Below are 20,392 nucleotides of genomic sequence, written 5' to 3' on the forward strand. Positions count from 1 at the left end.
GGTGCCGTTTTTCTTTGGGCGATGCAGCGCGGCTATCGTGCCTGCCGCCGCGCGGCCATCGCCTTGTCGACCACCTCGGCCTGCAGCGCCTCGGCGGGATTGCCGAAGGCCTGGCTGCGCAGCGCATCCAGCTGCTGCCGGCGGTCCTGCTCCGACAACCCCGGGAATGACTCGATCTGCGCGCGGCGCGCGGCGTAGTCGTCGTAGCGCTGCTGCCAGGCCTGCCCGGCTTGCGCCTGCTGCTGGTAGCGCTGCGCCACCTCGGCACCGTAGGCCTGCGCCAACGCCGCACCGATGTCCTGCGCACTGCGGCCGGCGGCCTGCATGCCGGCGATGGTGTCGCTGATCGCCTGCGGACGCGCGCTGGCCTCCCGTGCCGCACGCAGTGGCTCGGGCAGCGTGGCTTCGAGTTCGGCCAGCCGCTGCCGCCGCTGCGCGTCATCCAGGCCGGATTGTGCCGCGATGTCCAGCCGCGCCAGCATGGCATCGTCATACACCTGCTCGTCGCCGAACCAGATTGCCGCCACCTCCGGCAGCAGGTGCTGCCGCGCGCCGTTACGCCCGGCCTGCAGCGCGCGCAACTGCTGCACTTGTGCCGCATCCAGCGTGCCGTTCGTATCCGCCCGCGGCTTGCGCGCGGCCAGCGCTTGAATCTCGGCAAGATAAGCCAGGTAGCGCTGCCACAGCTGCCACGCCTGCCCTGCCGCGGGCTGCGGCACGCGGCGGCGGATATCGTCGTACACCAGCCGGTCCCGCGCGTCGGCGCCGCCGGCGTCGTGGCGGGCGCTGAGGAAGTAGTCGAAGTAGGTGCGCAGCGCGCGCGTCAGGCGCAGGTTGCCTTGCGCGTCGAGTTCGGGGCCCGCGGGCACGTGCGTCGTACGCACGCGTGGTGTCCGCTGTGCTCCATCTTGTCTCCTCGGTGGTGGGTCTTCTTATGTTGGAAGCAGTAAAGACTGGCCGCCCCGACGAGACAATCAAAACATTAGCGGATTCCCTCTAAACGGCCGCTACAGCCGCGGGCTGCAAGGGCATGCGGGTGCTGGAAAGCAGCTGTTCGTAGATGTAGCACTGCAGCAGCGTCAGCTCGCGCTCGGCCAGCACGTCGAAGGCCACGCCGAAGGCCGGGAAGTCGGCATCGTCGCTGGCCGCGCCGGGGGGCGCGAGGCGGATCCAGCCATCGATGGTGACCTCGCTGTCCAGTGACGCCGTGCGCATCTTGAAGCGCAGCCGCACGCGGCTGCCCGGCGCCGGCGCCGGCGCGGTGGTCTGCACCAGCGCGCCACCGGTGCTGAGGTCGGACAGCAGCGCCAGCCGCGCCGTGCCGGTGTCGATGCCGTCGTCATCGCCGGACTCGGTCAGGTAGGCGGCCAGCCGGGTTGGCACGCGCGCAGCCTTGCGTACCGGCATTGCGTGCTTCTGCACCGGCGCCGACAGCACCAGGTAGCGAAACGGGCTGCGGCACACGGCGGTGATGGTCGAGGTGAAGCTGTGGATGGCGTGTCCGGAGAAGCCGCGCAGCAGCACGGCATCGCCCGCCTGCAGCGGCAGGTCGCGCCCGCCGAGCTGCGGCCAGGTGACAAACAGGCCCTGCTCGATAAAACCGATCAGGCGGCTGGCGGCCGGGCGTGCGGCCTCGCCCTCATGCTTGACATGCAGCAGCGTGCCGACCTGCAGGCCAAGCGGCCCGGTGGCCGGACGCAGTTCGTCATCGGCGTCCTCGTGGCCATCTTCGCGGCAGACCACGCCATGGCGGAACACCAGCGCCAGGTCGCGTTCATCGGGGATGACACTGCCGCTGCCGAGCACCAGGTTGCCCTCGCCATCGAGCAATGACCAGGGCAGCGGGTATCCGACGGGAAGATCGTTAGGTGTGAGCTGGATCATGGCTGTTCGCAGTAGGCCCCGGCATTGGATGCCAACGGAGCATGGCAAGCCTTGGGCGGAGCCGACGCGCAGGATCCGCCACCTGTATCAGGCTTCTATCGGCGCCGGAGCGGCGAAATTAAGCCCTCGGCGATTGACCAGAGACGCATGTGTAGCATTCGCTCCCTACGGAGACCTTGACGCCTCGCAAAGTTAGGCCGAAAATCAACAAAAGCTGTCTGACAGCCTGACATATCAAAACCATGACCATCCTGCCCCGCCCGGCCTCGCTCGCCAGCCGCATCGCCCAGACCCTGCACGACGACATCCTCGCCGGCCGCTACGGCGCGGGCGCGCGCCTGCCGGCCGAGGCCAGCCTGGCCGATAACTTCGGCGTGAGCCGGCCGATCGTGCGCGAGGCCATCGCCCAGCTGAAGGCCGATGGCGTGCTGGTGACGCGCAAGGGCTCGGGCGCTTATGTGTCGGAGACCCCGGGCGGCAAGGCCTGGCGCGTGGCCAGCGCGCCCGACGGCGGCCCGACGCTGGCGCAGCTGTTCGAACTGCGCCGGGTAGTGGAAACCGCCTGCGCCGAAATGGCCGCGCAGCGGCGCACGGATGCCGATATCGATGCCATCCGCGGCGCACTGGCGGCGATGCAGGCACGGGCCGACCGCCAGGGCGACATGGCCAGCGCGGCGGCGGCCGACATGGCCTTCCACCATGCCATTGCCGAAGCCGCGCACAACCCCTGCTTTACCGGTCTGACCGATTTCGTCAGCCAGCAGATGCTGGCCGCGCGCCAGCGCGCCTGGGAGAACACCGCGCGGCTGAGTGTGACGACTGGCGCGCCGCGCGCCGCCGACCAGGAACATGCGGCGCTGGCCGAAGCGATTGCCGCCGGCGATGCCACGGCCGCCCGCAGTGCCGCGCAACAGCACCTTGCGGCCGCCGCCGCCCGCCTCGGCCTGACGGCCTGAGCCTCCGAACACACAGACTTTGAAGCAAGGAACAACCATGGAAACAGTGGATTGCGTCGTCATCGGCGCCGGCGTGGTGGGACTGGCGGTGGCGCGCGCACTCGCGCTGCAGGGTCGCGAAGTGATCATCCTGGAAGCCGAGAACGCCTTCGGCACCGTCACCAGCGCGCGCAACAGCGAGGTCATCCACGCCGGCATCTACTATCCGGCCGGCTCGCTCAAGGCACAGCTGTGCGTGCGCGGCAAGGCCATGCTGTACGACTACTGCGCCAGTCATCACGTGGCGCACCAGCGCTGCGGCAAGCTGATCGTGGCCACCAGCGAGGCCCAGGTGGCAACGCTCGAAGGCATCCGCGCCAAGGCGGCGGCCAACGGCGTGGACGACCTGCGCGTTGTCAGCCGCGCCGAGGCGCAGGCGCTGGAGCCGCAACTGCAGTGCCATGCCGCGCTGCTGTCGCCGTCGACCGGCATTGTCGACAGCCATGGCCTGATGACCGCGCTGCTGGGCGACGCGGAAAACGCCGGCGCGATGCTGGCGGTGCAGTCGCCGGTGCTGGGCGGCGCGGTGACGGCGGACGGCATCCGGCTGGAGATCGGCAGCGAGGATGGCAGCGCCACCACGCTGCTGGCGCGCACGGTGGTGAACTCGGCCGGGCTGACCGCGCCGGAACTGGCGCGCCGCATCGACGGCATGCCCGAGACCCATATCCCGCCGCAGTTCTACGCCAAGGGCTGCTATTTCACGCTGGCCGGGCGCGCGCCGTTCTCACGGCTGATCTACCCGGTGCCCGAGGCGGCCGGGCTGGGCGTGCACCTGACCATCGACCTGGGCGGCCAGGCGCGCTTCGGCCCCAATGTGCGCTGGATCGACGAGATCGAATACGGCGTGGACCCGGCCGACGCCGACGGTTTCTATGACGAAGTGCGACGCTACTGGCCGGGACTGGCCGACGGCGCGCTGCAACCCGGCTATGCCGGCATCCGCCCCAAGATCAGCGGGCCGCACGAGGTTGCCGCGGACTTCCGCATCGACGGCCCCGCCGTGCATGGCGTGCCGGGGCTGGTTCACCTGTTCGGCATCGAGTCGCCGGGGCTGACCTCGTCGCTGGCGATCGCCGAGCGGGTCTGCGCGGCGCTGGCCTGAGCGGCGCCATCGCCTTCCGCGCGGAAGCTCATCACCGCACAGAACGCGCCGGCCGCCGCGGCAATGGCGGCCAGCCCGAAGGTATGCTCGGGCGCCAGCGCGTTCCAGGTCCAGCCCATCGCCAGCCCGCCCAGCGTGCCGCCGACGCCGTAGGAAATGCCCGTGTACAGCGCCTGCCCGCGCCCCTGCAGCGGCCCGGCAAACCATGCCTGCAACCGCTTCAGGCTGGCGCTGTGGTGCGCGGCAAAAGTGGCCGCGTGCAGCACCTGCACCAGCGCCATGAGCCAGGCAAACTGGGCGAGGTAGCCGGTCAGGCCGAAGCGCAGCGCCGCCAGCACGAAGGTGCCGGCCAGGATCGTGCGCAGCGCATAGCGCGCGAACAGCAGGCCCTGGTAGTAGAAGAAAACGATCTCGGCGACCACGCCGATGGTCCACATCACGCCAATGGCGAACTTGCTGTAGCCCAACTGCGCCAGCCACAGCGAATAGAACACATAGAGCGCGGCGTGCGCGAACATCATCAGGAAGGCTGACGCCAGGAACCAGGCCACGTCCGGGCGGCGCAGCAGCGGCAAGGCGCGCGGCGGCGCCGTGCGCGGGCCGTCGTCGGCGGCGTCATGCATGGTCAGCACCACGCCGGCCAGGATCGCCAGCAGCGTGCTGGCCACCCACGGGAAGGCGCGCATGCCGACCGCTTCGAACAGCGCCCCGCCGGCCAGCACCGCGCCGATAAAGCCGACCGAGCCGAACATGCGGATGCGGCCGTAGCTATGGTCGAAGGCGCCGTAGCGGCGCAGCGTGGAGATGGTCAGGGCATCGCCCAGCGGCGACATCGCGCTGGTGAGCAGGCTCAGCGTCAGCATCATCGCCATCATGCCGCCGTAGCTGCCCACACCCGGCAGCATCAGGAAGGCCAGCAACGAGGTGAACGCGCTCACGCGCAGGATGCGCACACGCGTGTGCATCACGTCGGACAGCCAGCCCCACAGGTAGGGCCCGACGATGCGGCTGACCTGGAAGCTCGCCATCAGCACGCCGATCTGCACCGGGTTGAAGCCGCGGTCGGCGAAATACAGGCTGACGTACGGCGAGATCAGGCCGACGTAGCCGTAGTAGCCAAGATAGAAGAGCCCGAAACGGGCGTAGTCGGGGCGGCCGGCGCCGGTGGCACCGCCGCCCGCGAAAGGCGTGGCCAACGCGAGGTCAGGTCAGGGGGTCTGGCCGGCCTGCGCGGGAATGCGCGGCGTATCGACCTTGACGTCGCCGCACTGGGCACGGTGGCGCAGGGCGTGGTCGATCAGCACCAGCGCCAGCATGGCCTCGGCGATCGGCGTGGCGCGGATGCCCACGCACGGGTCGTGGCGGCCGAAGGTCTCGACGGTGGCGGCATTGCCGGCCTTGTCGATCGATTCACGCGGGGTGCGGATGGAAGACGTCGGCTTGATCGCCAGCGACACGGTGACGTCCTGGCCGGTGGAGATGCCACCCAGCACGCCGCCGGAATTGTTGGTGCGGAAGCCCTCGGCGGTCAGCTCGTCGCCATGGACGCTGCCGCGCTGGGCCACGCTGTCGAAGCCGGCGCCGATCTCCACGCCCTTGACCGCGTTGATGCCCATCATGGCGTGGGCGATGTCGGCGTCGAGCCTGTCGAACAGCGGCTCGCCCAGGCCCACCGGCACGTTGCTGGCCACCACCTCGATGCGCGCGCCGACCGAGTCGCCGTCGCGGCGCAGCGCGTCCATATAGGTTTCAAGCTCGGGGATGATGTCGGCGTTGGGCGCGAAGAACGGGTTCTCCGGCACGTGCGACCAGTCCGTGAACGGCACCGCGATCTCGCCCAGCTGCGACATATAGCCCCGGATCTCGGTGCCATACTTTTCGCGCAGCCACTTCTTGGCCACCGCCCCGGCCGCCACCACCGGCGCGGTCAGGCGCGCCGACGAGCGGCCGCCGCCGCGATGGTCGCGGATGCCGTACTTCTGCCAGTAGGTGTAGTCGGCATGGCCCGGGCGGAAGGTCTCGACGATATTGCCGTAGTCCTTGCTGCGCTGGTCGGTATTGCGGATCAGCAGGCAGATCGGGGTGCCGGTGGTCTTGCCCTCGAACACGCCGGACAGGATCTCGACCTGGTCGGGTTCCTGGCGTTGCGTGACGTGGCGCGAGGTGCCGGGCCGGCGGCGGTCCAGGTCGCCCTGGATATCGGCCTCGGTCAGCGCCATGCCCGGCGGGCAGCCGTCCACCACCGCGCCGATGGCGGGCCCGTGCGATTCGCCGAAGGTGGTAACAGTGAAAAGCAGGCCAAGGGTGTTGCCGGACATGATGGAAACCGCACAGGAATTGGGGAAGGTTTCCATTGTAAGGCCAATGGCGGGCCTCGGGCGGCCCGGCAGGCTCAGGCGGCGGCGCTTTCCAGCGCCAGTTCGGGGTAGAACTCGGCGCGCATCCGCTCCATATAGGCCACCAGGTTGGCATGCCCCTCGGCCGCGGTGCGGATCGGAGTGTCGAATACGGGGCACAGCAGGCTGCCGGCAAAGGCAAACAGCGTGGCGTCGGCCCCGCATGGCACATTGCCCATCAGGTAGGGCTTGTCGCCCAGGATGTCGGCGATCGAGGTCACGCCCTTGCTGGCCAGCGCCACCAGGTCTTCTTCGCTATGCCGGCCCAGGCCCTGCCCCCACAGCGTCTTGCGCACCTTGTAGCGCACCAGCCGCTCGGCCAGGCCGCGCACCGGCGCCGGCACGCCGCGGAAGAACTGGGCCGGCCCCTTGTCGAAGTTGGCCTGGTCCAGCCAGCGCACCCGCGCCACCGCCCAATACAGGTGGTCTTCCATCAGCTTCTCGGCGGCCCAGGCGATACCGCGCTCGGCCGCGCTCAGGCCCGCGTCGAAGTCGATGTGGTAGGTCTTCTCGATATGCCAGCGGATCAAGGTGGAATCCGCCACGATCCGGCCCATGTCGTCCAGGTAGGGCAGCTTGCCCTTGGGCGCGCGCCGCAGGCTGCCGCGGCGCGCCTGGTAAGGCAGGCCGGCCAGCTTGAGCAGCATCTCGGCCTTGGTGACGAAGGGGCTGGCGTCGGGCAGCCCGAAGGCGGGGCCAAAGGTGTAGAGCGTGATCATCGTGGATTCGGGTTCGGCACAAGGCGTTAGCGCCAGTCGCCGCGCAGGGCCTGCACCATCTGCTGCAGCCCTTCCGGGGTGGCGGCCTCGGGCGGCACCGGCTCGCCCACCACCAGTTCCAGCCGGTTCAGGATGCCGCGCCGGAACGGCCGCGACATCGCCGGTGCCCCCTTGCGCGAAAAGAAGCTGCCCCACAGCCCGCGCAGCGCCATCGGCACCACCGGCACCGGCGTGCGCCGGATGATCTGCTGCACGCCCTGCCTGAACGGGTTGATCTCGCCGGTGGCGGTGATCTTGCCTTCGGGGAAGATGCAGACCAGATCCCCCTCGTCCAGCGCCTGCGCCACGCTGTCATAGGCACGCCTGAGCATGTCCGGATTCTCGTGCGCCGGCGCGATCGGGATAGCGCGGGCCTGGCGGAAGAACCACGACAGCAGCGGCACCCTGAAGATGTTGTGGTCCATCAGGAAGCGCACCGGGCGTGGGCTGCAGGCCATCAGCACCACCGCGTCGGCAAAGCTGACGTGGTTGCAGACCAGCACGGCCGGGCCGTCGGCGGGAATGCGCTCGGCATTGACGCGGCGCAGCCGGTAGAGGGTATGGACCAGGATCCACGCGATAAAGCGCAGCAGGAATTCCGGCACCAGCGAGTAGATGTAGACCGCCACCACCGCATTGAGCAGCCCCACCACCAGGAACAGCTGCGGGATGCTGTAGCCCGCCTGCGTCATCGCCACGCCCAGCAGCGACGCGGCAATCATGAAGAAGCTGTTCAGGATGTTGTTGGCGGCGATGATGCGGGCGCGGTGCGTGGGCGCGCTGCGGCTCTGGATCAGCGCGTACAGCGGCACGCTGTAGAAGCCGCCGAACATGGCCAGCAGGAACAGGTCCGCCAGCACGCGCCAGTGGCGCGGCTCGGCCAGGAAGCCGCCGATGCTGCTGAGCGCCACGGGTGCCTGCCCCTGGCTGGCAAAGTACAGGTCGACCGCGAACACCGTCATGCCGATCGAGCCGAACGGCACCAGGCCGATCTCGACATGGCGCCCGGACAAGCGCTCGCACAGCAATGAACCGGTGCCGATGCCCAGCGAGAACACCGCCAGCAGCAGCGTCACCACGTTCTGGTCGCCGCCCAGCACATCCTTGGCATAGCTGAAGAACGAGGTCAGGAAGGTGGCGCCCAAGAACCACAGCCACGAAATGCCGAGCAGGCTCAGGAATACCGTGCGGTTGCCACGCGCCAGCACCAGGTTGCGCCAGGTCTCGGAAAACGGGTTCCAGTTGATGCGCAGGTCCGGTTGCGGCGCCGGCGAAACCGGGATGCGGCCCGACACCAGCCGCCCCGCCACGGCGATCACCACGCACACCGCGCCCACGTACATCGGCCCCACGATGGTTCCGCCCTGCTGCAGCCCGGCCAGTTCGCCGCCGATCAGCGTCCCGATCAGGATCGCGACAAAGGTGCCCATCTCCACCATGCCGTTGCCGCCGACCAGTTCGCTTTCATCCAGGTGCTGCGGCAGGTAGGCAAACTTGACCGGCCCGAACAGCGTGGAATGCAGCCCCATCAGGAAGGTGCCGGCGTACAGCAGCGGCGCGCTGTGCCAGGCAAAGCCGGCCAGGCCCAGCACCATGATGGCGATTTCCAGCGACTTGACCAGCCGGATCAGGCGCGACTTCTCCAGCTTGTCGGCGATCTGCCCGCTGGTGGCGGAGAACAGCACGAACGGCGCGATAAAGATGGCCGAGATCAGGAAGGCCGCGCTGCGCGCGTCCACGCCCTCAAACAGCGCCGTGTGGTAGGTCACCAGCGAGGTGAAGGCGACCTTGAAGACGTTGTCGTTCATCGCCCCCAGGAACTGGGTCCAGAAGAACGGGGCGAAGCGGCGCAGGCCGAGCAGTCGGAACTGGCTGGGTTGGCTCATGGATGGGCCGGTCGGTCGGCGGACCGCCGCGGAAGTGGGAACGCCGGCAAGTTTGCCGGAGCCGGCGCCCGGCCGCCACCCCGCCACGGCCGCGCGGCGCCAACCGAGGGTATTTCCGAAGGAAGCTTCAGTCCGGGCGGCCCGGCGCCATCACTCGGCGCGCTCTTCCGGCCAGTCGCGGATATAGGCCTTGAGCATCTTGTTCTCGAAGCTCTGGTCCTCGACCACGGCCTTGGCGACGTCGTAGAAGGAGATCACGCCCATCAGCGTGCGGTTGTCGAGCACCGGCAGGTAGCGGGTGTGACGCTCCAGCATCATGCGGCGGACCTCGTTGACGTCGGTCTCCATGGTGCAGGTCAGCGGCGCATCGTCCATCACCTTGCGGATGCTGGTGCCACCGACGTTGCCATGATTGCGGGCGAGCGTCTCGATGATCTCGCGGAAGGTCAGCATGCCGACCAGGTCGCCGTATTCCATCACCACCAGCGAGCCGATATCGTGCTCGGCCATGGTGTGGACGGCTACCAGCAAGGAGGTGTCAGGCGTCACGGTATAGAGCGTATTGCCCTTGATCTGGAGGATGTCGCTGACTTTCATGTTGGTCTCCGCTGCCTGCGCTCAAACTGGGGGCATCGCTCCGGCGGGGGCACAGGAGGCGATACCGGTCACATTGTTATCTGTCTACGGGTGTGCGGGCGCGCGCTGCATCACGGCGCCCCGTTGGCCGATCCTAGCCCAAACCCGCCGTCAAAGTAAAGCAGGAGGCCGGTTTGCGGGCGTCGGCGCGCGCACGGTGCTACGATGCTGGCCGGAGACAACTCAAGGCCGACCGACCATGTCCGGAACCCGATTCGACACGCTGGCGCTGCACGCCGGCGCCGCGCCAGACCCCGCCACCGGGGCCCGCGCCACCCCCATCCACCTGACCACGTCCTTCGTGTTCCGCGACAGCGAGCACGCCGCGTCGCTGTTCAACATGGAGCGCGCGGGGCACGTCTATTCCCGTATTTCCAACCCCACCGTGGCCGTGCTGGAAGAGCGCATCGCCGCGCTGGAGAACGGCGCCGGCGCCGTCGCCACGGCCTCGGGCCAGGCCGCGCTGCACCTGGCGGTGGCCACGCTGATGGGCGCGGGCTCGCACGTGGTGGCCTCGTCGGCGCTGTACGGCGGCTCGCACAACCTGCTGCACTACACGCTGCGCCGCTTCGGCATCGAGACCACCTTCGTCAAGGCGCGCGACATCGACGCCTGGCGCGCCGCGATCCGGCCCAATACCCGGCTGCTGTTCGGCGAGACCCTGGGCAACCCGGGGCTGGACGTGCTGGACATCCCGACGCTGGCGCAACTGGGCCAGGATAACGGCATCCCGTTGCTGGTGGATTCCACCTTCACCACGCCCTACCTGCTGCGCCCGTTCGATCACGGCGCCGGCCTGCTCTACCACTCGGCCACCAAGTTCCTGGGCGGCCACGGCACCACCATCGGCGGCGTGCTGGTCGAAGGCGGCACTTTCGACTTCGAGGCCTCCGGGCGCTTCCCGGAGCTGTCCGAGCCGTACGAGGGCTTCCACAACATGGTGTTCACCGAGGAAAGCACGGTGGCGCCCTTCCTGCTGCGCGCGCGCCGCGAGGGCCTGCGCGACTTCGGCGCCTGCATGAACCCGATGGCCGCCTGGCAGCTGCTGCAGGGCGTGGAGACGCTGCCGCTGCGCATGAGCCGCCATGTCGACAACACCCGCAAGGTGGTGCAGTTCCTGGTCTCGCACCCGATGGTGGAGTCGGTGTCCTACCCGGAACTGGAATCGCACCCCGACTACGAACTGGCCAGGCGCCTGCTGCCGCGCGGCTGCGGCGCGGTGTTCAGCTTCAACCTGAAGGGCAACCGCGTGGCCGGCCAGCGCTTCATCGAGAGCATGTCGCTGTTCTCGCACCTGGCCAATGTGGGCGACGCGCGCTCGCTGGTGATCCACCCGGCCTCGACCACGCACTTCCGCATGGACGCGGCGGCGCTGCAGTCGGCAGGCATCACCGAGGGCACGATCCGGCTCTCGATCGGGCTGGAAGACCCGGATGACCTGATCGACGATCTCAAGCGCGGCCTGAAGGCGGCCGAGAAAGCCATGAGTGGCAAGGGAGGGCAAGCCTGATGGAACTGACCATTGCCGGCCAGCCGGCCTACGCCTATACCGGCGGCAAACCCTTCGATCCCGCCCTGCCCTGTGCCGTGTTCGTCCACGGCGCGCAGAACGACCATAGCGTGTGGGCTCTGCAGACGCGCTGGTTTGCCAACCACGGCTTCTCGGTGCTGGCGGTGGACCTGCCGGGCCACAACCGCAGCAAGGGCGCGCCGCTCGCCACCGTCGAGGCCATGGCCGACTGGGTCATGGCGCTGGTGGCCGCCGCCGGCGTGAAGACGCCGGCCTTCGTGTTCGGCCACAGCATGGGCTCGCTGATCGCGCTGGAATGCGCGGCGCGGCATGCGCAGGCGGTGCGCGGCATCGGCCTGCTGGCGACGGCCTACCCGATGAAGGTCTCGGACGCGCTGCTGGACGCCTCGCTCAACCGCGAGGGCGAGGCCATCGCCATGGTCAATACCTGGTCGCATTCGAGCCTGGCCAACAAGCCGTCTTCGCCCGGGCCGGGCGCGTGGATGCACGGCGGCAGCCAGCGGCTGATGGAGCGCGTGTCGCGCAACAACCCGCAGGCCCATGTGTTCCACAATGACTTCTCGGCCTGCAATGCCTACGCCCATGGCGAAGAGGCCGCGGCCGCAGTGGCCTGCCCGGCGCTCTTCATCACCGGCACCAAGGACATGATGACGTCGCCCAAGGCGGCCCAGGCGCTGGCCGGCAAGATGGCCAAGGCAAGCCTGGTCACGGTGCCGTGCGGCCACGCGCTGATGGGCGAACGCCCGGATGAAGTGCTGGACGCGCTGGCGGCCTTTGCGCGCAAGGTGGTCGCTGCCGGCTAAGCCTGGTCGCGGATGGCTGGCCGGCCACGCCGGCGGCCAGCCTCCCGACACCTCGGCGCAGAAGGTCTACACTGCACAAAACAAGACCTGCCGGAGACAGCCATGGCCCACGCCCGCGCGCGCGAGTTCGAGAACTTCGCGGCCTTCTATCCCTACTACCTGAGCGAACACCAGAACCGTACCTGCCGGCGCCTGCATTTTGCCGGGTCGACGGTAGCGTTGCTGTGCCTGGTGGTGCTGGTGGTTACCGGCAATGCATGGTGGCTGCTGGCCGCCGTGCTGGCAGGCTACGCCTTTGCCTGGGTCGGGCACATTGGTTTCGAGAAGAACCGGCCGGCGACGTTCCGGCATCCGCTCTACAGCCTGATGGGAGACTGGGTGATGTATGCCGATATCTGGCGGGGCAGGATCCCGTTCTGAGCAACTTCACTGTCGCAGGGGGCGGACCTTACACCTGGCCATGCCAGCCCGGCGGCACCACTTCCAGCGTGCGCCGCTGGGGGTGGCTCCCCCCATCCCCTTCAGTCGGCGGCAGATCAGCCGGCTGCTGCCGGAACACCGCCTCCAGCGTCTGATCCAGCTGCGGATTGTCCAGGACCGACTTGAGCGCATCCGCCCCTTGCAGCTGCTGCGCCAGCGCGGTGCGCGGCAGCCGCGGCAGGTTCAGCACCAGCCGGTCATGCAGCGTGCGCAACGTCACCTGTGACGGATTGCACAGCAGTGCCCAATGGGCCTGACCACGCTCCTGCTGCAAGCGCCCGACCAGATGCATGGCCTTGAGCTTGCCCAGCAGGTCCGACAGGTAATCGGCCTCGACCCGCAGCTTGCGGCCCAGGTCCAGTTCGCCAACGCTGCGCGGCACCTCGTCGCGCGCGCGGTAGAGCAGCAGCAGCACGCCCAGCGCATCGAAGAACTCGCTGCCGGCAAAGGTGCGGCGGCGCCAGTAGCCCTGCCGGATCACCGGCAGGTTGGCGGCAATGGTCGCACCCAGCAGCGTCACCAGCCAGCTCAGGTAGATCCACAGCAGGAACAGCGGCAACGCGGCGAAGGTGCCGTAGACCGCGGTATAGGCCGGGATCTCGGTGATGAAATAGCCGAAGCCGCGCTTGGCGAACTCGAACGCGACCGCCGCCACCAGGCCGGCCACGATGGCATCGCGCCATTCGACATAGGCATTGGGCACCGCCGTGTACAGGAAGGCGAAGGCCAGCGCCGACAGCAGCACCGGCGTCGCGCCCACCAGCAGCCCCAGCCCCACCGGCATGGTGCCGACATAGCCCGCCGAGACCGAGATCAGGTAGGAGCTGATGGACAGGCTCGCGCCGATCAGCACCGGCCCGAAGGTCAGCACCGCCCAGAACACCAGCACCCGCTGCGCCAGCGGGCGGCGCTGCTTGACGCGCCAGATCGCGTTGAGCGCGTCTTCCACGGTCAGCATGGTCAGCACCGAGGTGACCATCAACCCGCCCAGGCCCATTGCGGTCAGCCCGCGCGCGCTCTTGGCGAACATGCCGAGGTAGCGCTGGATCGATTCACTGACGTTGCCGGGGATCAGGTTCTGGAACAGGAACGCCTCGATGGCGTTGCGGAAGTCGCGGAACACCGGGAACGCGGCCAGCAGCGCGAACGCCACCGTCAATACCGGCACTACTGCCAGCACGGTGGTGAAGGTCAGGCTGGCCGAGACCTGCGGCAGCCGGTCTTCGCCGGCGCGGCGCAGCGCATAGCGCGCCAGGGCGCGTACCTTCTGCAGGTTCCATTCCCGGCGCAGGCGGGCAACGCGGGGTCCGATCATGCGCAAACAACCTCCTGGATCTGGTTCTGACGGATAAACAGGCGGCCCGCGGCACCGGGGGCGCAAAGCCGATGGGAGATGGCGCGGGGGGCGCATCTATAATACGCGCATTGCTTCCGGCACCTTTCGCGCAACACCACCCCGCCACCGCCGGCCATCCCGCTCCATGACCGACATCCTCGTCCTGTATTACAGCCGCCACGGCAGCACCCGCAAACTAGCCGAACTGATTGCCAACGGTATCGACAGCGTCCCCGGCGCCCAGGCCCGGCTGCGCACGGTGCCGCCGGTTTCCACCGTGTGCGAGGCCACCGCGTCCGATATCCCGGCCGACGGCCCGCCCTATGCCGAGCTGCGCGACCTGGAGGAGTGCGCCGGCCTGGCCCTGGGCAGCCCCACCCGCTTCGGCAACATGGCCGCGCCGATGAAGTACTTCCTGGACGGCACCGTGGCGCAGTGGCTGTCGGGTGCACTGACCGGCAAGCCGGCCTGCGTCTTCACCGCCACCGGCAGCCTGCACGGCGGGCAGGAAACCACGCTGCTGTCGATGATGCTGCCGCTGCTGCACCACGGCATGCTGATCCTGGGCCTGCCGTATTCCGAAAAGGGCCTGATGACCACGGCCTCGGGCGGCACACCCTACGGCCCCAGCCACCATGCCCACGGCGACAACCGCGGCCCGGTCACGGAAGACGAATCGGGACTGGCCATCGCCATGGGCCGGCGGCTGGCTCAGACCGCGCTGCGCCTGGCGGGAGGCGCGGCATGAGCCCCATCCCCGAGAGCGACCAGGCGCTGCACAGTCCCTGGCTGTACCGGTTCAGCGTGAGCAGCCTGCTGGCGCTGGTGGTGCTGTGCATCGCCTGGGAATGGTTCCTGGCGCCGCTGCGCCCTGGCGGATCGTGGCTGATCATCAAGTTCCTGCCGCTGCTGCTGCCGCTGCGCGGCGTGCTGACGCGCAACCGCTACACCATGCAGTGGTCGTCGATGCTGATCCTGCTGTTCTTCACCGAGGGCATCGTGCGCGCCACCAGCGACCGCGCGCCCTCGTCCACGCTGGCGTGGGTGGAGGTGGCGCTGACGCTGGTGTTCTTCACTAGCACCATCCTGTACCTGCGCCCCTACAAGCGCCGCGCCCGGGCGGCCGGCAAGCCGGCCGCGCCCAAGTCCTGACCCTCATTCCGCCGTCGCCATGACCTCGCCTCAAGACTCCTTCCTCGCACTGTGCCGCGCCGCGCTGGGTGCGCAGCACGTGCTGACCGATGCAGCCGACAAGGCACCCTACCTGACCGACTGGCGCAAGCGCTATCGCGGCGAAGCGCTGGCGGTGCTGCGCCCCGGCAGCACCGAGGAGGTCGCGGAGGTGGTCCATGCCTGCCATGCGCACAAGATCGCGGTGGTGCCGCAAGGCGGCAACACCGGCCTGTGCGGCGGCGCCACGCCGGTGGCCGGGCAGGACCAGGTGGTGGTTTCGCTGCAGCGGCTGCACCGCATCCGCCAGGTCGATCCGCTCAACAACACCATCACGGTCGAGGCCGGCGTGGTGCTGCAGCACCTGCAGGAGGTGGCGCGCGAGCACGGCCGGCTGTTTCCGCTGAGCCTGGCGGCCGAAGGCAGCTGCACCATCGGCGGCAACCTGTCGACCAATGCCGGCGGCACCGCGGTGCTGCGCTACGGCAACACGCGTGAGCTGTGCCTGGGCCTGGAAGTGGTGACGCCGTCGGGCGAGATCTGGCACGGCCTGCGCGGGCTGCGCAAGGACAACACCGGCTACGACCTGCGCGACCTCTTTGTCGGCGCAGAAGGCACGCTCGGCATCATCACCGCGGCGGTGATGAAGCTGTTCCCGCTGCCACGCGCCTCGGTCACCGCGCTGGCCGCGGTGCAGAGCCCGCGCGCCGCGCTGGCGCTGCTGGCCATCGCACAATCGCATGCCGGCGCCATGCTGACCGGGTTCGAGCTGATGTCCGCGCTCAGCATGACGCTGGTGACGCGGCACTTCCCGCAGCTGCGCTATCCGTTCGCAGACATCCACCCGCAGCTGGTGCTGCTGGAACTGTCCGACAGCGAAAGCGAAGCCCATGCGCGCGGCATCTTCGAGACCATGATGTCGGCCGCCTTCGATGCCGGCGTGGTCGCCGACGCGGTGGTGGCGGAATCGGTGCAGCAGTCGCGCGATTTCTGGAACCTGCGCGAGCATATCCCGCTGGCGCAGGTGGAAGACGGCAAGAACATCAAGCACGATATCGCCGTGCCGGTGTCGCGCGTGGCGGACTTCATCGAGACCACCGACGCGCTGCTGCAGAACGCCTTCCCCGGCGCGCGCATGGTGACCTTCGGCCACCTCGGCGACGGCAACCTGCACTACAACGTGTCGCCGCCGGAAGGCGTCGACCATGACGCCTTCCTGGCGCACCAGGACCAGGTCAACCGCATCGTGCACGACAGCGTGCGCTCGCATAACGGCTCGATTTCCGCCGAGCACGGACTGGGCCAACTCAAGCGCGAGGAAAACCGGCTCTACAAGAGCGAAGTCGAACTGGCGATGATGCGCGCGATCAAGGGCGCACTCGATCCGCAGGGGCTGATGAATCCCGGCAAGGTGATCTGAGCGCGCCGCGCCATCATCGCGCCAGTGCCTCGCGGATATATGCCGCCACCGCCTCCAGCAACTGGTCGAGATGACCGCGCAGCACGGCGAAGCCGCGGTGCTGCGCGAACCTTGCCTCGTCCATATAAAGCGCGCGGTTGATTTCGATCTGCAGGCTGTGGCGGCCGTGCGCCGGGTCCGCATAGGCACGGATCAGCTCCGCCCCCTTGTACGGCCAGTTGATGCCCACCCGGTAGCCGAAGCCGCGCAGGCACTGCGCCACCAGCTCGATAAACGCAGGCGAGCAGGTGGCGCCGTCGCCGTTGCTGATCACAAAGTCAGCCCGCTCCACGCCATTGTCCACGTTCATCGCATTGCCGCGCGATTTCATCGAATGGCAGTCGATATGCCACACCGCGCCCGAGCGCGCATGATGCTGCGCCAGCAGGCCGGAAAGCGCGGCGTGATAGGGATCGTAGTAGGTCTTCAGCAGGTACTCCGCCATGTCCGGCGACAGCGGCGCGGCGTACACCGGCACGCCCGGCAGCGCCAGCCGGCGCAGCACGCCCATGCCGCGCCCGGACTTGTCGCTGGGCTGCACGGCATAAGGCATGGTGCCGTCGATCAGCGCGGGATCGATGTCATCGCGGGCGCGGTTGACGTCGACCATCCAGCGCGGGAAGCGCGCGCACAGCAGCGTGCCGCCCACTATCGGCGCATGCGCGAACAACTGGTCGACATAAGCGTCCCAGCCCGTCAGCAGGGCTTCGGGGGGCGCCGCCAGCGGCAGGGTCTCGGCATGCACCAGCCCGCTGTGCGGGGAGTCCACCACCAGCGGCAGCGCCGCGCCGGCCGGTTCAGTCAGCGAATAAGGAAGGGCCATTATCAGAATTTGTGCTGGATGCCGATGCCGACCGTGGTCACGGTGTCACCGGGCTTGTGCGAGTTGGGATCCTCGCGATCGAAGAAGACGTAGGGCATGGTGCGTTTGCTCAGGCTGTAGCCATAGCCGGCCTGCACCTTCTTGAGCCTGCCTTGCGGGTCGCGCTGTACTGCGCGCTCCATGTAGTTCACGGTGAGCTTGTGGGCGCCATAGGGCACGGTGAAGCCGACCAGCCAGTAAGGCACGTCGGTGCGGGTGGCGGCAGTGCCGGCGTAGCGGTCGCGCCCGTAGATGCCGTAGATATTGACCACGGTAAAGTTATACGACGCCGCGGCCTGCACCTTGTCGCGGAAATCATTGGCCACCAGCCCGCCGGCCTTGGCATCGCGCGAATAGCCCACGCCCGCGGCAAAGTTGCCGGCAGCGTAGTTAAGGCCAAGGTCGTACTGGCGGAAGTCGTCCTCGGCCCGCACCGGCGACCTGGCGTTGGGAGTGGCCGGATCGGGGCCCGCCAGGTTCACGCGCGCCCGTACTGAAAAGCCGCCGAACTCCGGCGTCGCGTAGCCCAGCGCGTTCGACACGCGGTTGCGCGCGTTCAGCACCTTGGTGCCGATGGCAGTGGCGCCCGCATCATGGATGGCGAAGTCGATGTTCTGCGTCACCTGCGAGTAGATCGGCGAACCCACGATCGTCGCCGAATCCAGCCGCCCCAGCGCGATCGCGCCGAAGCCGCCCTGCAGTCCGACAAAGGCATTGCGGAACTGCGGGTTGGTGGCCGTGCCGCTGTGGGCGGCAAAGCCCTGCTCCAGCCCGAACGCGGCGCGCAAGCCCCCGCCCAGGTCTTCGCTGCCGCGCATGCCCCAGCGCGAGGCGTTGTCGACCATCTGCGTGGCGCGGCCGTCCGGGCCCTTCTGGTATTCGATATCGGTGTCGAGGCGGCCGTACAGCGTCACCGATGCGTCGGCCGCGGCCGACAGCAGCGCCAGCGCGCCGCCGATACAGGCGCGTGCGAGCGCACTCTTGGTCTGGATGCCCTTCATGCTTCTGCTCCCTCTATTGTTGTGTGCCCACGCACAAGTCCCCATAGGGTGATCCCAACTGCCGCGTTGTCTGTCCGCGCAGCGCGCAAGCTCCCCGCCCGCCGCGCGCGCGGCGGGATGGCATCGATGCACAGGGGGGAGCGTGGGCCGGCCGGGCGGCAGCTATCTAGTCATTCAAGTGGCAGGCGGACAGCCGCCCACCGATATCGCGCAGCACCGGTACTTCGGCCGCGCAACGCGCGCTCGCATGCGGGCAGCGCGGATGGAAGGCGCAGCCCGTGGGCGGCGCCAGCGGGCTGGGCAGTTCGCCGCGGATCGGCTGGTGCGCTGGCGGGCTGGCGCCCAGGCGCGGCGCGTCGGCCAGCAGGGCACGGGTATAGGGATGGTTGGGCGCGCCGAACACGTCGCGCGCAGCGCCGCTCTCGACGATGCGGCCCAGGTACATGATCACCACGCGGTCCGACATATGCTCCACCACCGCCAGGTTGTGGCTGATGAAGACATAGGTCAGTTCGTGTTCGCGCCGCAGCTGCATGAACAGGTTGATGATCTGCGCCTGCACCGAGACGTCGAGCGCGGACACGGCCTCGTCGCAGATCAGCAGGCGCGGGCGCAGCGCCAGTGCGCGGGCAATGGCCACGCGCTGGCGCTGGCCGCCGGAGAACTCATGCGGAAAGCGCTCGGCGTAGCTGGGATCAAGCCCCACCTGCTGCAGCAGTTCGCCGGCGAACGACGCCGCGCGCGCACGCTTGACCATGCCGTGATAGACCGCGCCTTCGGTAATGGCCTGGCCGATGCGCAGCCGCGGGTTGAGCGAGGCATAGGGGTTCTGGAACACCATCTGCACGGCGCGGTGATAGCCGGCGGACGCGATATCGGCGCGCCTGCCTTCCCACGCAATCTCGCCGCCCGTCTGCGGCAGCAGCCCCGCCAGCATGCGGCCCAGCGTGGACTTGCCGCAGCCGGACTCGCCGACCACACCCAGCACCTCGCCCTTCTTCACCTGCAGCGAGACATCATTGACGGCATGCACCGCCTGCACTGGCTTGCCGGCCATGCGTCCCAGCAGGCCGGGCCTCATGGAGAAGCGTTTCTGCAGGTTGCGCGCTTCGAGCATGACTGTCATGCCACCTCCAGGGGATAAAAGCAGCGCAGCGTCCGGCCGCGCACGGTGGTTTCGGCGGGCGCCTGGCGGCATGCGTCCTGCGCGCGCTGGCAGCGCGGCGCAAAGGCGCAGCCCGGTGGCAGCGCGGCCAGCGCCGGGGCCGCGCCCGGGATCGCGCGCAGCGTTGCGCCGCGCATGGCCGGCGTGGGCAGGGAATCCAGCAACCCGCGCGTGTACGGATGCAGCGGCCGCTCAATCAGGTCGGCGACCGGGCCCTGCTCCACCACCCTGCCCGCGTACATCACGCAGACGCGGTCGACCAGGTCCTTGACCACGGCCAGGTCATGGCTGATCCAGATCGCGGCGGCACCGGTCTCGCGCACCAGCTGCTTCATCTCGTAGAGGATCTGCGCCTGGATGGTGACGTCCAGCGCGGTGGTGGGCTCATCGGCAATGATCAGGTCCGGGCGGTTGATCAGCGCATTGGCGATTGCCACGCGCTGGCGCATGCCTCCCGACAGCTCATGCGGATAGGCGCGCATGCGCTGCTCCGGCGCCGGGATGCCCACGCGCGTGAGCGCGTCGACTGCCTGCGCGTGCGCTTGCGCGCGGGTGCGGCGGTGATGCACCAGCACGGTCTCGGCCAGCTGGTCGCCCACGCGCATCACCGGGTTGAGCGACATCATCGGATCCTGGAACACCATCGCGATGCGGTCGCCGCGCAGCGCCTGCCACTGGCGCGGCGAACACGCCAGCAGCTCCCGTCCCTTGAAGCGCACCGAACCGCCAGTGACACGCCCGGGCGGGTCCAGCAGGTTCATCAGCGAAAACGCCGTCACCGACTTGCCCGAGCCTGACTCGCCGACGATGCCGAGGATCTCGCCCGGCTCCAGCGCAAACGACACGCCATCCACCGCCTTCACGGCCCCGCGCGCGAGCGCGAAGCTGGTGCTCAGGCCGGTAACTTCCAGTAGTGCCATGCCGG

General features: G+C 68.7%; 20 protein-coding genes. 8 read left to right on the plus strand and 12 right to left on the minus strand.

All coding sequences use genetic code 11. From position 1 onward, the window contains the following. Positions 1-32: 32 nt before the first annotated feature. Entirely contained in the window at positions 33-884 is an 852-nt protein-coding gene (locus tag AC1Q6V_RS15060; RefSeq protein ID WP_454751090.1) for a lipase secretion chaperone, read from the minus strand. A gap of 112 nt (positions 885-996) precedes the next feature. After that, positions 997-1,884: a flagellar brake protein gene (locus tag AC1Q6V_RS15065; protein WP_037024303.1), complete on the minus strand. Its 888-nt coding sequence runs from the start codon at positions 1,882-1,884 to the stop codon at positions 997-999. Positions 1,885-2,126: 242 nt separating this feature from the next. Here AC1Q6V_RS15065 and AC1Q6V_RS15070 point away from each other — a divergent pair, with 242 nt between their 5' ends. Both AC1Q6V_RS15070 and AC1Q6V_RS15075 read left to right on the plus strand, forming a co-directional pair. Further along, positions 2,127-2,840, plus strand: coding sequence for a FadR/GntR family transcriptional regulator (locus tag AC1Q6V_RS15070; RefSeq protein ID WP_454751089.1), 714 nt, complete (start codon positions 2,127-2,129; stop codon positions 2,838-2,840). Between the two features lie 37 nt (positions 2,841-2,877). Then, a complete protein-coding gene (locus AC1Q6V_RS15075) occupies positions 2,878-3,984 on the plus strand; it encodes an NAD(P)/FAD-dependent oxidoreductase (protein ID WP_454751088.1) in 1,107 nt (368 codons plus the stop codon). Here the strand turns inward: AC1Q6V_RS15075 and AC1Q6V_RS15080 are convergent. The 5 genes from AC1Q6V_RS15080 to AC1Q6V_RS15100 all read right to left on the minus strand — a co-directional run bounded on the left by AC1Q6V_RS15080 (position 3,906) and on the right by AC1Q6V_RS15100 (position 9,621). Then, positions 3,906-5,180 carry an MFS transporter gene (locus tag AC1Q6V_RS15080; protein WP_011614995.1) on the minus strand — a complete coding sequence of 425 codons (1,275 nt, stop codon included), beginning with the start codon at positions 5,178-5,180 and terminating at the stop codon, positions 3,906-3,908. The genes AC1Q6V_RS15075 and AC1Q6V_RS15080 overlap by 79 nt on opposite strands. A 12-nt stretch (positions 5,181-5,192) precedes the next feature. Continuing rightward, positions 5,193-6,302: a chorismate synthase gene (gene aroC / locus AC1Q6V_RS15085; RefSeq protein WP_010813124.1), complete on the minus strand. Its 1,110-nt coding sequence runs from the start codon at positions 6,300-6,302 to the stop codon at positions 5,193-5,195. A gap of 74 nt (positions 6,303-6,376) precedes the next feature. Continuing rightward, positions 6,377-7,099: a glutathione S-transferase C-terminal domain-containing protein gene (locus AC1Q6V_RS15090; RefSeq protein WP_010813125.1), complete on the minus strand. Its 723-nt coding sequence runs from the start codon at positions 7,097-7,099 to the stop codon at positions 6,377-6,379. A 26-nt stretch (positions 7,100-7,125) separates the two neighbouring features. Beyond that, a complete protein-coding gene (locus AC1Q6V_RS15095; protein ID WP_010813126.1) occupies positions 7,126-9,024 on the minus strand; it encodes an MFS transporter in 1,899 nt (632 codons plus the stop codon). Positions 9,025-9,174: 150 nt separating this feature from the next. Then, complete coding sequence (locus AC1Q6V_RS15100; protein WP_010813127.1) at positions 9,175-9,621, minus strand: CBS domain-containing protein; 447 nt, start codon at positions 9,619-9,621, stop codon at positions 9,175-9,177. A gap of 238 nt (positions 9,622-9,859) precedes the next feature. On the opposite strand from AC1Q6V_RS15100, the gene AC1Q6V_RS15105 reads away from it, so the two are divergent. The 3 genes from AC1Q6V_RS15105 (at position 9,860) to AC1Q6V_RS15115 (ending at position 12,414) form a co-directional block, all read left to right on the plus strand. After that, positions 9,860-11,170 carry an O-acetylhomoserine aminocarboxypropyltransferase gene (locus AC1Q6V_RS15105; protein WP_010813128.1) on the plus strand — a complete coding sequence of 437 codons (1,311 nt, stop codon included), beginning with the start codon at positions 9,860-9,862 and terminating at the stop codon, positions 11,168-11,170. Then, a complete protein-coding gene (locus AC1Q6V_RS15110) occupies positions 11,170-11,994 on the plus strand; it encodes an alpha/beta fold hydrolase (protein ID WP_011614994.1) in 825 nt (274 codons plus the stop codon). The genes AC1Q6V_RS15105 and AC1Q6V_RS15110 overlap by 1 nt, the downstream gene beginning before the upstream one ends. Positions 11,995-12,096: 102 nt before the next feature. Further along, the gene (locus AC1Q6V_RS15115) at positions 12,097-12,414 is read left to right on the plus strand and encodes an Mpo1-like protein (protein ID WP_439668712.1); all 318 of its coding nucleotides are present in this window, start codon (positions 12,097-12,099) and stop codon (positions 12,412-12,414) included. A 28-nt stretch (positions 12,415-12,442) separates the two neighbouring features. Here AC1Q6V_RS15115 and AC1Q6V_RS15120 read toward each other — a convergent pair whose 3' ends face one another. Continuing rightward, the gene (locus AC1Q6V_RS15120; RefSeq protein ID WP_010813131.1) at positions 12,443-13,789 is read right to left on the minus strand and encodes a YihY family inner membrane protein; all 1,347 of its coding nucleotides are present in this window, start codon (positions 13,787-13,789) and stop codon (positions 12,443-12,445) included. A 166-nt stretch (positions 13,790-13,955) separates the two neighbouring features. Here AC1Q6V_RS15120 and wrbA point away from each other — a divergent pair, with 166 nt between their 5' ends. Genes wrbA through AC1Q6V_RS15135 form a run of 3 tightly spaced genes read left to right on the plus strand, consistent with a single transcriptional unit; the run spans position 13,956 to position 16,400 of the window. Further along, on the plus strand, positions 13,956-14,558 hold the full coding sequence (wrbA, locus tag AC1Q6V_RS15125; protein ID WP_340529997.1) for an NAD(P)H:quinone oxidoreductase: 603 nt from the start codon (positions 13,956-13,958) through the stop codon (positions 14,556-14,558). After that, complete coding sequence (locus AC1Q6V_RS15130) at positions 14,555-14,962, plus strand: DUF2069 domain-containing protein (protein ID WP_439668711.1); 408 nt, start codon at positions 14,555-14,557, stop codon at positions 14,960-14,962. Before wrbA ends, AC1Q6V_RS15130 begins: the two co-directional genes overlap by 4 nt. Before the next feature lie 19 nt (positions 14,963-14,981). After that, the gene (locus AC1Q6V_RS15135) at positions 14,982-16,400 is read left to right on the plus strand and encodes an FAD-binding oxidoreductase (protein WP_439668710.1); all 1,419 of its coding nucleotides are present in this window, start codon (positions 14,982-14,984) and stop codon (positions 16,398-16,400) included. Between the two features lie 13 nt (positions 16,401-16,413). Here AC1Q6V_RS15135 and AC1Q6V_RS15140 read toward each other — a convergent pair whose 3' ends face one another. From AC1Q6V_RS15140 to AC1Q6V_RS15155, 4 genes are all read right to left on the minus strand, one after another. Beyond that, the gene (locus AC1Q6V_RS15140) at positions 16,414-17,262 is read right to left on the minus strand and encodes an N-formylglutamate amidohydrolase (RefSeq protein ID WP_439668709.1); all 849 of its coding nucleotides are present in this window, start codon (positions 17,260-17,262) and stop codon (positions 16,414-16,416) included. Between the two features lie 2 nt (positions 17,263-17,264). After that, positions 17,265-18,302: a porin gene (locus AC1Q6V_RS15145; RefSeq protein WP_454751087.1), complete on the minus strand. Its 1,038-nt coding sequence runs from the start codon at positions 18,300-18,302 to the stop codon at positions 17,265-17,267. 166 nt (positions 18,303-18,468) lie between these two features. Further along, complete coding sequence (locus AC1Q6V_RS15150) at positions 18,469-19,428, minus strand: ABC transporter ATP-binding protein (RefSeq protein ID WP_011614990.1); 960 nt, start codon at positions 19,426-19,428, stop codon at positions 18,469-18,471. Next, on the minus strand, positions 19,425-20,387 hold the full coding sequence (locus AC1Q6V_RS15155) for an ABC transporter ATP-binding protein (RefSeq protein WP_439668707.1): 963 nt from the start codon (positions 20,385-20,387) through the stop codon (positions 19,425-19,427). The genes AC1Q6V_RS15150 and AC1Q6V_RS15155 overlap by 4 nt, the downstream gene beginning before the upstream one ends. Between the last annotated feature and the right edge of the window lie 5 nt (positions 20,388-20,392).

This window comes from Cupriavidus sp. GW823-FHT07B10, assembly GCF_058794355.1.